This window comes from Bacillus sp. ISL-45 (assembly GCF_018613195.1).
Classification (GTDB): domain Bacteria; phylum Bacillota; class Bacilli; order Bacillales; family Cytobacillaceae; genus Mesobacillus.
This window is the reverse complement of the sequence record NZ_JAGGQQ010000006.1, coordinates 12,178-25,415: the sequence shown is the minus strand read 5'-3', so window position 1 is coordinate 25,415 and position 13,238 is coordinate 12,178. Positions and strand designations below refer to the sequence as shown.

The window sequence follows — 13,238 nt, the reverse complement described above, 5'->3', positions numbered from 1 at the left end:
AAAGTACTGGGTTTTATCGATTTGAGGATTCTGACCTTAAGTATCCCGAATAACAACTATTGTTATCGGTAAAGATACTCAATGGCACAAATATTTCGAAACGAGGGACAACTAATGAAGGAACTTTTACAGCAAATCAGAAGTGAGCTAGAAAAGGCTTATACAAATCCTGAATCGAATGATTTAGGTCAGAGCATTCGCCAGCTTCAGGATGCAAAGGAACAATACGGTGACAAAGGCACAATGATTGAAGATGTTATCCGCTCATTAAGTCAAGCCAAACACTCAGAACAGGCTCTTGAGAATGCAGGTGATATTTCTTCCGCAGGCGCGTTCGGACAAGCCTATAATGCCCTGCAGCATGCAATTGAATCATATTCTAATACTAATAATGATCCATTTTAAGAAGGATCCCCGGTTCGTCCGGGGATACTTTTTATTCCTGTATGATTTGTGTTTGGTAACTTGACATAAAGCTCTCAATAACTTTTTCCAAATCACCACTCGCTTCCGGTACCTGTACAATCACCTCATTCCTTTTCTCAATAGCAACTACGTTAATATGATCCATTCGATTTACATCTAGCTGAAGCCTTAAAGCATCTGAAACAGCTTTAGCTTCAAAACCCTCACCAAGTATATAACGATTATTCCTCACATCTCATCTTCCCTTTCAAATGTTTTTCATTGTCGCTATATAGTTTCTGTTATCTAGCTGTAAATATAGCCAGACAGGAAACTAAATTTTGTCTTTAGCGAAATCTTTACTGGAACTGCTATACCTGGTGGCAAAGATGACATATTTCTTTTAATTTTTTGGATAATAAAACTATATCTGGTAAATATTATTTTCATAAAGTAGATGGAGGTTCAAGGTGGAATACAAAAATAACATGGAGTTCGAAATCCTTAATGGCTTTTTGCCCAATATGTATAACTCAGACAGATTGAAGGTTCTAGAGGTTTCAAACAGCAGCGTAATCATCAAAATGAACAACGCGGAGAATCGGAGTGTTTTTCCGGTGGATAACTTTGACTATTGGATCAAACGCGGCTTGTTGGTGAATGTTAATGAAAAAAGGCGGACATCCTAAAAGGAGAAAACAGCGGTATATTAGCCGCTGTTTTCTTTTGTATTGCTATTAGGAAGTATTCGATTAATTATTCCTTCTTAACGAAGTACTCCACTTAATCCTTTTAAACTCTTGATAAAGTTTATAAGTTTCCCAATAATCATGTTTTCTCTTCATTTCTTCTTTCTTTGTATTCCATATATATTCTAATGCTAAATAATTCATTTCCATATCTTTCGCCTCCCTTATTCTTAAATCAAGAATAAGGGATTTGAATTATGGAAACATTCACCATCAGATTGATTCTTCCTCCATCTTTTGGCGGAATCAGCTTAAGACCATTAAATACCTTTCTTCATTTGAGCTTGGTACTCTTTGGAGGTCCTCACTTCTACGGTCAAAGACCCTTTTCCCACTATTGCTTTCAGTAAAAGTGGCACGCCTGTTGTGTTCTCGAACCTGAAATCCTTGCCTCCATAGGAAACCGTTGCATCCCTTCCTTCTGGGACATAGCCTACAGATAAGGAATGATGATGTTTTTCCACATATCCAACACCTAGAACATCAACTGCATTGTATAAAGTAGACGAAGTCTGGCAGATGCCTCCTCCTATCCCCATGACCAGCTTTTTGTTCACAATTTCTTCAGCAGGCTGATAGCCATGTGCTTCATCGCTTGGTCCGACAGTCGTATTAAATGAAAACACATCCCCAGTTCCCAAGATAACATTATTAATAGCCTCAGCTGACAGTTCAATATTCTTCGTCCTGCCTGCAACGGAAGCGTTAAAATAGGTTGTGTATTTTCCAACAACAACCTCGCCCAGCTGAGCAGCATCATTGAGTTGGTAACCACTCGCCGTTACATAAAGTGGCAGCTCGACATTTCCCCCTAGTTCTGAAGCCTCGAGGATCTTTTCAACTAGCTCCGCTTCTTCCAAAACAATTAAAGGATTCCCTTTAATCACCTGTCCATCCGGACCAAGCTTATCCGGAATCATCCTTTGGTCGTACCCAGGTTTCGTATCCGTCCCGCGAGCCAATTGTCGGGCCCATTTCTCCAATTCTGCTCTATACCTTGCATTGTCATTTCCATAACCCATCTTCTCCGGTGTAAGTGATCGAACCAATTCTTGAGTGGTAGGCTCGATAACATTCACTACAATTGGTTGAGCCTCTTCTTCTTCTTTAACAGGCTCATTTCCTTCATCTGCATTTTCTGTTTCTTGCTCGCCCTCCTGTTCATTCACCTTATTCTCTGTCTCAGCTTTCTTTGCAGTAGATTCCGAACAGCCAGCCAATCCAATGAATACCGCAACAATCAACAGCCAAATAACCCTCATTTTTCTCCCCATGTTACCCCCATCATTCCTCTATATATTTAAAACCAGCATTCCATTATATTCAGGGATACTTTTCCATATTTCCGCAAGTTCTTTAAAAAATAAAAATAAATACCTAAGGCTTCACTTTTCAAGAAAAAAAAGATAAAATACTTATAAACCAATATGAAAGGTAGGAATTGAAATGACTGATGAAATTCGCACAATTCCTCGGCCCCTGGTTAGAACAAATCAGTGGTTTATTGTCTTAAGTGTAATTAGTACCTGGTTAACAGGTTTAGAATGGATTTTGGCTTTGCCACTTCTCGCTGGCATTTCAGGGCTGTTATTTGGATATAATCCGGTAATGAGAATAGCGAGCAGCTTCCTTAGCAAGAATAAATCGGATTATATCCCGGAGGAGTGGGATCAACAACAGTTCAATCAAAAAATCGCTGTTGGCTGCTTAGCAGGCGGACTGATTGCCTATGCCAATGGTTTAACGTTGTTGGCAAATATATTTACTATAATGGTAGCTTTAGCCGCATTTATAGCAATCCTCGGATTTTGCATTGGCTGCTTCATTCGTTTTCAATGGTCTAAATACAAACCAAAAAAACATGCAGTTAATTCTTAAGAGAGACCTTCCGTTAGGTCTCTTCTTTGTTTTGATTCCCCATCATTTTTTCATTGAATTGCTGTGAATAACCCTTTGGAATACTGAGCGTGTTCCATTCCTCATTCTTGATTATCTTCGCTAAAAAGACAATCTGCCCAGCATGGGTTGCTTGATGGACAACCTGACGCTGGATCGCTTCAATGGCAGTATGCGGTTCATTTCTTATAAAGACTGTTTTATCCAAATCTTCCTCCGATAACTGTGAAAGTGTTTGAAAAAGCACAGTCCAGCCAGCATTCCAATGTGATATCAGTGCCTCCCTAGTGGGAAATGTACCTTCGAATTCCCCGTCCCTGTTGCGGTCAGGCTTCTCACCATCCGCTGTCAAAAAGTCACGAAATCTTGATTGAAGATTCCCGCTCATATGCTTAGCAATAATGGCAATGCTATTTGATTCTTCGTTTGGCGAATAATGAAGCTCCTGAAAATTCAATTGCTCCATCGCTCTTTCAGACTGATTTTTTATGTTCTTGAAATTCTCAGTGGCCAAATTTAAATAAGTCATTTTTTACACCTCCATAAACTAATTATTCCTCCGAAAAGAGAGAATCCCTTCTTTGTTTTATCAAGATAAGGATTTTTTATTAATCACATTGTACGGATATCCAGTAATTATGAGTTCGAAAACCAATAGGTTAAACGATGATAGAGGCATAAAAAAAGCGAGATTCCTTATGGAATCTCACTCAAATTAAATAACTTCTGCCAAATTAGCGTTAAAACGGCGCTTTTGGATAAATATCAGTCTTAAAGATAAGGATATCCCTGCTGCGAGCAATCCGATTGTCAGACCTACCCAGTAACCAGAAGCTCCAAGCCCGGTATTATGGGCCAGCATGTAGCCGACCGGAAGACAGATGAGCCAGTATGCAATCAATGTGATAACAAAAGATATATTCACGTCTTTGTATCCGCGCAATGCTGCGAGCGCAGTCGCCTGGATTGCGTCGGAAATCATGAAAAATAAGGCGTAAACCAAAAATTGGCCGGTTAATGCAATCACTGCTGGTTCATTTGAATAAAATCCTGCTACCTTATAGCGGAATAGTACGACTAGCAGTCCGGCTCCAACTGCAATGATCGCACCAAGATAGATCCCCATCCAGCTGTAGGCTTTAGCATCATCATAACGGCCAGCCCCAACTTCGAATCCGACCAAAACAGTTTGCGCCATTGATATGCTCATCGGAATCATATATAGAAAAGAAACAATATTCAAAGCTGACTGATAAGCGGCAATAGTAGTGATGTTAAATTTACTGATCAATATGGTGACGACAGCAAACATGCTAGTTTCAAAGAAAATGGATAATCCCATCGGGACACCGATTTTCAAGATCTCCTTCACTTTCTCACCCGAAAATTCCTTGAAGTATTCCAACCCGACAAACTCCGAGAATGGCTTTTGCTTGATAATGACAACAGCAGTCAATCCCGCGATTACATAATAGGTAATCGACGTTGCATAACCAGCTCCGGCTCCTCCTAATTCAGGAAAACCCCAATGACCGAAAATCAGGACATAATTCAAGAAGAAATTGATTGGCAGGGACATCAGCAGTATATACATGACCACCCTTGTTTTACCAAGTGCATAAATGAATGACCTCAATACATTAAAAATAAATAATGGGATGATTCCAAAGCTTAATCCGGCCAGATAGCGAAAGGCCGTTTCGTGAACACCTTCTGGAAGGTTCATCGCTGTTAAAATAGGATTCAGCAGAAAAACACCCAAAACGATAACAAGTACTGCAATGATTAATGCCAAATAAATACCATGAGTGAGGATGGATGAGACTTCTTTTCCCTTCTTTTCACCAAACCGCTGGGCTGCAATTGGCGAAACTGCAAGAAGTATTCCGCTGAGTCCTGTGAAGACCGGGCTCCAAATCGATGACCCAATCGCCACTCCGGCTAGATCCGTAGAATTATATTTTCCTGAGATGATCGTATTAAAGAAGACCATTGAAAACATCCCTAATTGAGTGATCAAGATTGGGATCAGCATGACAAAAATCTGTTTTATTTTCTCTTTTGTCGAATATGTCTGGTACATCTGTGTACTCCTTGAATATAGTAATTATATAATTATAGCAAAATCTTAGCTTAACGACCGTTGTTTTTTCGAATTACTAAATATTAATATTATTTTAAAAATGGAAATACCCCCCTAATTATTTCCTTCATAATCCTTGATACAATAGAAATATATCAAGGAGTGAATCAACATGAAAATCATAAAATTTCTACTGCTATCATCGCTGCTTGCCGTCCTGTCATTTTCCGTGTGGATTTACTATCCCCAATACCAAATCAATAAAATCAAGCAGGAAAATGCACCAACAGTTGAAAAGACCAATAAGCTTACTTATATAGATTATTACAGAGCAATACCAGACAGTACCATCCATCATCTTGCAATCGGGGACTCAATTATCCGTGGCTACAATATCCCGGAGAAAGAAAACTTCATCAGCCAATTTTCCACCCAGTTAAGTGCCGAAACAGGCAAACAAGTCGTTTCCCAGAACGAAGGAGTTATCGGTATTACCAGTGAGAGGTTGAATCTTATGGTACAGGACGGAGTGTATGACGAAGCGATCAAAGAGGCCGACCTTATAACTGTTAACGTTGGCGGCAATGATATTCTTAAATTGGTAAAGAAGAGCGATATTTACAGTGCTTTAAAATCCTTTGACAGTCTGCAAAAGGATTTTTCACAAAATCTTGCTGAGGTTACCACGAAAATTGCTGAATTGAATCCTTCTGCAACAATCGTGCTTCTTGAGCTGTATAACCCGATGCCAGCCGACCACCAATTCTATTCCCTGGCAGATAAGCTTCTTCCAAAATGGAATTTAATGATTTATGAAGCAGCAAAAGGGACTACATCATCGATTGTGGTACAAACGACGAATGTCATCAACAGTGATAATTTGGAATATTTGTCTAGTGATGGAGTGCATCCGAACTTTTCTGGCAATACAGCCATATCGAGTCAGATCCTCCAGCAGTTCCAACAACAGCATAAAGCGGATGCCGTCCTGGCAAACCGCCAAAATTAAGCTGGGCCGTGCGCCTGGCTTTTATTTATTTTTGCTGTTCCTCATGGAATTGTTCATTTAATAAAGGGTTTTCAGTTGTGGCAAAATTGACGGATTGCAGACTTGTTTCTTCATCGAGTCCAAATAATTTGGCTACTTCACTCTCATAGGCCTCGCCTTCTGTATCTTTTTTCATTTGCGTTCACCTCCGTTCAAGGATTTTATCTAAGAACGATATTCCGCCTGATAGGAGTTGTGCCCAGAATGTACCGACAGCAATGTGTCTGCATACCCTACCAGCCGATTTACAATTTCTTCTGCCAGTCCATAGACAAGCAGATGATTTCCTTCCCCATGAAGGTCAGGATCATCAAAAATGACTGTTGTATTGATAAATATTTCCTTATTGCCGTATAGATTGTAATGGATTATCGCCTTCCCCGCAGCTCCCCCGCTAACTGGATCCTTAAACCCTGGGATAAATACATACCATTCTTCTGCTGATGCAGAACGAAAATTCTTGATGAATTTCATGCCCGTAATTTCTTTAGACAGGTTTGAATCTTCCATGGAAATAACTTTATTTTGATCGCTCATTGTGCTCATCACTAATTTCTGCTTATTTCTTAGCTAAATCATTCCGGTCTGCAGCAAGCGGAGGCTGTTCAAGCCATCCTTCATGGATCATGATATTTGCTCCGTCTTCGGCATATAATAAAATCTCTCCGTTTAAACGGGCATAAATTGCTGCAATATCCTTCCTTTGACTGGCCGCAATAGACATTCCATAATTGCCGCTGCCGGAAAAATTCATCAGGCCAAAATGGAACATCATCAATTTATCTGAAAATGGCGATTCCTTTGATTTGGATATCTCGTGATCCCAGGTCATCGGAACAGGAAGATTCTCATCGCGAAGAAATCCGGAAAAAATCTTGATATGCTTTTCCGCTACTTCCTTTCCTCTTAGGAGATAATTTTGAACCTTATTTGATTTGGCAACCTGACTAAAACCAATTGCAAGTGCTTCCCCTAATTTATTTGTCTGTATGTTCGCGTACAAGTGAGTAATCTCCATGGCCGTCAAAGTTCGTTTACTGCCCATGAAATCTGATAAAAAGCTTTGTTTATGAATGAACTCATTTTTGTCAGGATAAGGGATATAAGCGGGTCTGACTAAGAGTCCTTTTTCTTGCAATAGTTTTGTTGCTTCATTATTCAACTCGATTGTCGACTTTAAACATTTCGTGTAAAAAGATAAGATGTCTTCTCTGAAAACATGTGGCTGAAGAAATCCATATACCGCTAAGCCGCCTCTTGCCATATGCTTGACATAATTCAAATAGAATGGATCTGAAAACAACATGGGTGCCTGTTTGTTAACGTCCTGTTCCGTAAAGCCGATGGGAACAGGAATGTTTTCCTTAAGGAATATTTTTTTAATAATTTCTGCATGTTGTGCTGATATATCGTATGCATGCTCCACGACTGTTTTGATTTCTGGATCAACAACTTTTTCAAGGAAATGCCCAAAAACACAGACAGACATTGTATCTCCAAGGTAATTTTGGTGAAGCGCTGCTAATTCAGCTGATGTCAATTGGATGTTTTCGTGTTTCGTCACTTCTTTCAAACCCTTCTGTGTAGTTAAGGATAGATTCCCCCTTAAGAACGAAATTATAATGGTATAACTCGACCGGTTATGGTCTGCATTAACAGTTTTTTTACCTGATATTCGTTGCAAACTATTGCAGGAACATTGTTTCCACAACTACATTATTGGGAGGAAAACAGATGCATACAATTCAGCATGGGTTACAGCAAGTGAATCAAACACGCCAGATCGCTCAGCAGTTGATTCAACAAACTCAGCAGGGCAGCCAGCAATATCAGATGATGCTGCAGCAGGAACAACAGAACATTCACATGCTTGAACAATTGCTTCAGCGTGAGAAGCAAGCAGCGCAAATGATTGAGGTTAGCCTTCGAAATCATGACCTTGCCATTAATCGATGCCAGGAAGTCATCAATTTATGCTCCCAGATGGCCAGCGAGCTATCAGGCAACAATGTTTCCACCTATGGATTCCAGACTGCCATCCAGCAACCGGTTCATTATCAGCAGCAGTCTGTGTCCCAATTCATGCAACAACCTTCTTTTAACCAGTAGGACTGGATTATTCCCAGAAGTTAAAAAGCCAGCACCTTGTAACGAACTGGTGCTGGCTTTTTATTTGCCAAGATTATAAAAACCAAACCTTCACGATCTTCTCGCCTTCTATTTCATATATGGCAACCGCTTTTTTCGGTTCGGAATTTTCCCTTCCTGTTACGAGTTCATGGTCAACAACCTTGTTCCAGTGGACCATTCTGGCCAATAGTTCCGCATGGTTATTGGGATGGTCTGTAAAAAGCTTTCCGTATCTGGTTCGCATTTCATCAATACCCCGTGCAGTCACCCTGTTACCAGGAAAATCCATAATCACTACATCATCACTATAAACAGATAAAAACTCTTCTAAATCTTGTTTGTTATAAGCGTCAAGTTGTTTTTGCGCAAGCATTTCTGATATTTTCTCCATTAATATTCTCCCTATAAATCAAATTTGTTTACTTTTTATTATACAAAACCCCCTGGTATCCAGGGGGAAGTAATTAATTATTAACTAATTTATGAGAAGGTTTTTTGGCAGGAGCATTTTTGCCAATTGTGTCTTCCGCCTGTGTTGCACGTTTGATAAAGAAAGCAAGCACCAACGCAATCGCTGATAAGAATACAGTGACAAAAAAAGCGTCATTGATTCCCTGAAGCATCGCTTGCATGGCAATCTGCTGCTCCATTTCCGCTTGTACAGCAGGAGTAACTGCTTTACCTGCAGCTGAAGCTTCTTTAAGTGCTGAGGCTGCTAATTCTTTTCCATAGGATTCTGCACGCATTGACATTACCGTTACCAACAAGGCTGTTCCAATTGCACCAGAAACCTGCTGCAGCGTGTTGTTCATTGCTGTGCCGTGTGGATAATAACGAGCCGGCAACTGGTTTAGTCCATTTGTGTTAACTGGCATATTAACCATCGACATGCCGAACATGCGAACCGTATAAAGGATGATCAGCTGAGTATAAGTCGTTTCCATAGAAAGCTTGCTGAAAAAGTAGCTCGTCACAAGCGTAATGATCAGACCAACGACAGCCAAAGCGCGACCGCCAAACTTATCAAATAATTTTCCAGTAATCGGAGACATAATTGCCATGGCAATCGCTCCTGGCAACAGCATTAAGCCCGCATCCAATGGTGAAATGCCGCGTATTGTCTGCACGTAGATTGGCAGAAGCAGCATTCCAGAAAACAAAGCCATTGTGACGATCATAGAAATCACTGATGATAAAGCAAACATTGGATATTTATAAATCCTGAAATTCAACATCGGATTATCCTGGCGTAATTGACGAAGGATAAAGACGATTAGTGAAACTGCACCTATCGTTAATGTTAGATAAACATGTGGACTGTCCCATCCCTTCGAACCGGCAGAACTGAAGCCATACAGGAGCCCGCCGAATCCTACGCTTGATAGTGATAAAGAAATGATGTCCAAACGCATATACACTTTCTCTTTTTTATCTTTTAACAGGAAGAATCCCAGTAACAATACCGTGGCTGCGATTGGCGTTACAAAATGGAAAAGCATCCTCCAGTGGTAATGCTCGATGAGCCAGCCTGAAAGTGTCGGACCGATAGCGGGTGCGAACATAAGCACCAACCCGAATACTCCCATTGCGGTCCCGCGTTTTTCAATCGGGAAACTTACAAGCATGACATTCATCAACAGCGGCATCATGATCGCTGTACCCGAAGCCTGGATCATCCGTCCTCCCAATAATATCGGGAATATATGTGCTGCTCCTGATAAGATCGTACCCAATGTGAATAAACCCATTGCGGTCAAAAATAAATTCCTAACCGAATACTTTTGGATCAAATACGCACTAAGAGGTATCATGATTCCACTGACGAGCATGAACCCGGTTGTCAGCCATTGAACTGTCGTTGCTTCTACCTCAAGATCAGTCATTATCGAAGGCAAAGCTATATTAAGCAAGGTATTATTTAAAAATGCGATAAAAGCCCCAACAATTAATACCGCCAATATTCCATAGGGCGGTTTCTCAGGTGTTTTCATATTTTGTTCCATTCTATATCCCCCTATAATTGTTCACAAATTTGTAAACAATGTAATTGCATAGACACTAGCATATACCATCGGTACAATTTTTGCAACGTTTTTAAATCCCCTTAACAAAGGGATTTGTAAAGACCGAAAATTTAATGTAGTATAATTTTTATACAATCAGTACAAAAAGGTCGAGGTGATAAAATGAACGACAGAAAACGGCATGTTATTGAAAAAGCACATCAGCTATTTATAGAAAAAGGATTCCAGGCCACCTCTATTCAGGATATCCTCGATTACAGCGGAATATCAAAAGGAACCTTCTATAATTATTTCTCATCCAAAAATCAATTGCTTATGGATATTTTTAAAACAGCGTTCAGAAAGATGGAGATTGATCGTAATGGACTGCTGCATGGAAAGGCTCCTGGTGACCCGGAAGTCTTTATCAGCCAAATCGAATTTCAGATGAATGCAAACCGTAAAAACAAAATCATCCCGCTATTTGAAGAAGTGTTTTTCTCTGGAGATAAAGAACTTAAGCAATTCATTGAAGTTGGACAAATGAAGATATTACGCTGGTTTTCAAATCGGCTTGGAGACATTACGGATGAAATTTGCCAGCCATACCTTCTCGATGCGGCCATAATGCTTAATGGAATCCTGATTCAGAATATCAGATTTCATCGTAAAGCTAACGGTGAGGCAGCAAGTTTACGCCCGGTTGTCAAGTATAGTGTAAATCGAATTTTAAATATGCTTGAAGAGCTAGCGTTATCTGAAGACCAATTGTTGCCACCCGAAACCTTGGATAACTGGCTTCCGGTGTCTGCAACTGAGTCTCTTGACTGGAGGATGAAAGTTCAATCAGTCGTATCCCGCTTGAAGAAGATGGAATGCAATAATAGGGATTCTCTCAAAAAGCTGGATTTCATCGAGGAAGAAATGCTTCGATCATCATCACCAAGAAAATTCCTGATTGACAGTGTTTTGTTATCATTGAACACCTTCAATAAAAGTGAGTTAGATGAATTACAATCACTGTTAGACGATAATCTGCTTGAGAAGGCATAAAAAAACGGGGAGAAAACAGTTTATTTGTTTTCTCCCCGTTTTTTTGAATTTTAATAGGAGGATTGTGCTGGCGCCGGTCAATTTATTTTGCTTATATGTAATCGTAAATATATTTTTAGCTATATTGGTACATGATCGATAAAAATGTGAGAATATGTTGCTTGGGTTTTTCATTAAGGCTGTTTTCGTAAAGATAGTTGTTAAAATCCTAAAGCCGATTTTAACGTATATAAAGTCATTTTGCTGGTCGGTATTAAGTTTGCAGGCTCTTTTCTCATTATAAAGAGTCAAGTTTGCAAAGAAAAAATGTCATTTAATCCTATTTTTTAGTCAATAGCAACAAAGTTTGAGAAAAGAGCTTCATTAAAGTCAAATTAGCAACTGAATTTTCCTTCAATTAGGTTTGATTGCTAGCATTTTATTGATGAATAAATATTTATTGGCGGTTTTCACAACTTTATTGGCGATAATTTGATTTTATTGTCGATTATAAACTTTTATTGGCGAAATGTGCCTAATTATTGGCGAAAATCAAAATATATTGGCGAACTGGAAATTTTAAGCCCTTTTTCCCAATTAACATTAAATTTTGATAAGGTCAAAAAACAGCTTAAAAAGTGACTTTAATTTACAGTTTCATTTAATGTTGATGGCAACATGATTCTTTCCAGCATCTTGGTGCTTCATTTGCACTCAAAATCAATCTTCCGTTTTCAACCCACCTAAATAATAAGCTACGACCTCAGGATATTCTTCAAGATCGGACTTTCCTTGCTCTGTGATGACATAAATACCTCTCTGCACCCGTTCGAACCATTTGTAATAGTTTTTTTGAAGAATCAAGGGCGTTTTATCCCCTGTCCCGAGAGCAACGAGCGCTTTCGGAGACATTTGTCCGAGTTTTTCTAGGTAACAGGCGATTTGGATACAATTTTCTTTGTAGGCAGTCATGATCTTGGTTTTGTTGCTGCCGCCGATATTGTAGTCAGCGCTTCTTCCCTCTATTTCCTTAATCAAGGCAGCTTTCTTCCTGGTGTTCTTGCTTGTCATGCGCTTATATGGTTCCGGGTGGACCTTGAACTCAATCTTCTTGCGATTACCAGCTAACGATACTATAATCAGGCCCAGCTCTAGCCTTCTTACTAACTGGATAATATCATTCCAGCGTTTCCTTGATATGCGCTTTGGTTTCGGTATCGCGATATAAACGAGATCAGTCAGGCGCTGTCTCCTCGTTGCCTGAAGCAAAAGGTCGATATTCAGGTTCAGTTTTAATTCGACGATTATGAGTTCCTCATCCTTAACAGCCGTTAAATCGCAATCGTGTACCTCACCATTAACACGATAGCCTTGTTTTATAAAATGCTTTCGGATCGGCTCATATAAATCGGCTTCGTATAGTTTCGTCATGTGTCAAACCCTTCTGTCATTTCTCCGATTTTCCTATTATTATAGCAAACTTTTTCAATGAATTAAGTCATTTAGACAAGCCAGCTACATATAATGTTTACGGATTATGCAGTGGAGGATAAACAAATGAGGGTATTATTGCTGTTTTTATTGACTATTCTTCTTGGATTGATGGTTTTCCTGAAGTTTGAAATGGACGAAGCGCAACAAATTTCCAATGAGGTTGAAACCCAGTATTTTACTGAAGAATACACGATCAATAAGGTTGACAGTTCTGGATATTATGGAGAAAGCACGGATGATAAAAGGATTTATTTTAAAAAAGAAAAATTGACAGCATACCAAATAATAAAGAATGGAGATGCTGTTATTGTGTATTTTGACAAAAGCGGACGGATTGATGGACCGGTGAAAATCAAGAAATTAGACTAGGGAGCCAGCTCTTTGCGGGCTCCCTGCAA

The 13,238-nt window shown here is 39.6% G+C and carries 18 protein-coding genes; 7 read left to right on the top strand and 11 right to left on the bottom strand.

Annotated elements, in window-relative coordinates:
- Positions 1-114: 114 nt before the first annotated feature.
- Entirely contained in the window at positions 115-405 is a 291-nt protein-coding gene (locus J7E35_RS08340) for a hypothetical protein (protein WP_214778791.1), read from the top strand.
- A gap of 31 nt (positions 406-436) precedes the next feature.
- Here the strand turns inward: J7E35_RS08340 and J7E35_RS08335 are convergent, their stop codons facing one another.
- Positions 437-658, bottom strand: a complete 222-nt coding sequence (locus tag J7E35_RS08335; RefSeq protein ID WP_214778789.1) for a hypothetical protein — start codon at positions 656-658, stop codon at positions 437-439.
- Positions 659-875: 217 nt separating this feature from the next.
- Here J7E35_RS08335 and J7E35_RS08330 point away from each other — a divergent pair, with 217 nt between their 5' ends.
- Positions 876-1,094 (top strand): hypothetical protein, encoded by a 219-nt coding sequence (locus J7E35_RS08330; RefSeq protein ID WP_353049995.1) that lies wholly within the window; start codon positions 876-878, stop codon positions 1,092-1,094.
- Between the two features lie 63 nt (positions 1,095-1,157).
- On the opposite strand, the gene J7E35_RS08325 is transcribed toward J7E35_RS08330, so the two are convergent.
- Positions 1,158-1,304: a hypothetical protein gene (locus tag J7E35_RS08325; RefSeq protein ID WP_214778787.1), complete on the bottom strand. Its 147-nt coding sequence runs from the start codon at positions 1,302-1,304 to the stop codon at positions 1,158-1,160.
- A gap of 110 nt (positions 1,305-1,414) precedes the next feature.
- Positions 1,415-2,428: a VanW family protein gene (locus J7E35_RS08320; protein ID WP_214778785.1), complete on the bottom strand. Its 1,014-nt coding sequence runs from the start codon at positions 2,426-2,428 to the stop codon at positions 1,415-1,417.
- 172 nt (positions 2,429-2,600) lie between these two features.
- On the opposite strand from J7E35_RS08320, the gene J7E35_RS08315 reads away from it, so the two are divergent.
- Entirely contained in the window at positions 2,601-3,032 is a 432-nt protein-coding gene (locus tag J7E35_RS08315) for a DUF4395 domain-containing protein (protein WP_214778783.1), read from the top strand.
- Between the two features lie 13 nt (positions 3,033-3,045).
- On the opposite strand, the gene J7E35_RS08310 is transcribed toward J7E35_RS08315, so the two are convergent.
- Together J7E35_RS08310 and J7E35_RS08305 are read right to left on the bottom strand one after the other, a co-directional pair.
- Positions 3,046-3,579 (bottom strand): DUF1572 family protein, encoded by a 534-nt coding sequence (locus J7E35_RS08310; RefSeq protein ID WP_214778781.1) that lies wholly within the window; start codon positions 3,577-3,579, stop codon positions 3,046-3,048.
- 186 nt (positions 3,580-3,765) lie between these two features.
- Complete coding sequence (locus J7E35_RS08305; protein WP_214778780.1) at positions 3,766-5,133, bottom strand: MATE family efflux transporter; 1,368 nt, start codon at positions 5,131-5,133, stop codon at positions 3,766-3,768.
- Positions 5,134-5,305: 172 nt separating this feature from the next.
- Between J7E35_RS08305 and J7E35_RS08300 the strand changes: the two genes are divergently transcribed.
- Complete coding sequence (locus J7E35_RS08300) at positions 5,306-6,142, top strand: GDSL-type esterase/lipase family protein (protein WP_214778779.1); 837 nt, start codon at positions 5,306-5,308, stop codon at positions 6,140-6,142.
- A gap of 25 nt (positions 6,143-6,167) precedes the next feature.
- On the opposite strand, the gene J7E35_RS08295 is transcribed toward J7E35_RS08300, so the two are convergent.
- From J7E35_RS08295 to J7E35_RS08285, 3 genes are read right to left on the bottom strand one after another with little or no spacing between them, the layout of a single operon-like run.
- The gene (locus J7E35_RS08295) at positions 6,168-6,317 is read right to left on the bottom strand and encodes a hypothetical protein (RefSeq protein ID WP_214778778.1); all 150 of its coding nucleotides are present in this window, start codon (positions 6,315-6,317) and stop codon (positions 6,168-6,170) included.
- Between the two features lie 29 nt (positions 6,318-6,346).
- A complete protein-coding gene (locus J7E35_RS08290; protein ID WP_214779329.1) occupies positions 6,347-6,718 on the bottom strand; it encodes a hypothetical protein in 372 nt (123 codons plus the stop codon).
- Positions 6,719-6,740: 22 nt separating this feature from the next.
- Positions 6,741-7,745 carry a DUF3231 family protein gene (locus J7E35_RS08285; RefSeq protein WP_353050342.1) on the bottom strand — a complete coding sequence of 335 codons (1,005 nt, stop codon included), beginning with the start codon at positions 7,743-7,745 and terminating at the stop codon, positions 6,741-6,743.
- Positions 7,746-7,915: 170 nt separating this feature from the next.
- On the opposite strand from J7E35_RS08285, the gene J7E35_RS08280 reads away from it, so the two are divergent.
- On the top strand, positions 7,916-8,290 hold the full coding sequence (locus J7E35_RS08280; protein WP_214778777.1) for a hypothetical protein: 375 nt from the start codon (positions 7,916-7,918) through the stop codon (positions 8,288-8,290).
- A 73-nt stretch (positions 8,291-8,363) separates the two neighbouring features.
- Here the strand turns inward: J7E35_RS08280 and J7E35_RS08275 are convergent, their stop codons facing one another.
- On the bottom strand, positions 8,364-8,702 hold the full coding sequence (locus J7E35_RS08275; protein WP_214778776.1) for a nuclear transport factor 2 family protein: 339 nt from the start codon (positions 8,700-8,702) through the stop codon (positions 8,364-8,366).
- A gap of 73 nt (positions 8,703-8,775) precedes the next feature.
- Positions 8,776-10,314, bottom strand: coding sequence for a DHA2 family efflux MFS transporter permease subunit (locus tag J7E35_RS08270; RefSeq protein ID WP_214778775.1), 1,539 nt, complete (start codon positions 10,312-10,314; stop codon positions 8,776-8,778).
- Between the two features lie 183 nt (positions 10,315-10,497).
- On the opposite strand from J7E35_RS08270, the gene J7E35_RS08265 reads away from it, so the two are divergent.
- Positions 10,498-11,367, top strand: coding sequence for a TetR/AcrR family transcriptional regulator (locus tag J7E35_RS08265; protein ID WP_214778773.1), 870 nt, complete (start codon positions 10,498-10,500; stop codon positions 11,365-11,367).
- Between the two features lie 699 nt (positions 11,368-12,066).
- Here J7E35_RS08265 and J7E35_RS08260 read toward each other — a convergent pair.
- Positions 12,067-12,777 (bottom strand): DUF2161 domain-containing phosphodiesterase, encoded by a 711-nt coding sequence (locus J7E35_RS08260; protein ID WP_214778771.1) that lies wholly within the window; start codon positions 12,775-12,777, stop codon positions 12,067-12,069.
- 126 nt (positions 12,778-12,903) lie between these two features.
- Between J7E35_RS08260 and J7E35_RS08255 the strand changes: the two genes are divergently transcribed.
- Complete coding sequence (locus J7E35_RS08255; RefSeq protein WP_214778769.1) at positions 12,904-13,209, top strand: hypothetical protein; 306 nt, start codon at positions 12,904-12,906, stop codon at positions 13,207-13,209.
- Positions 13,210-13,238 lie beyond the last annotated feature (29 nt).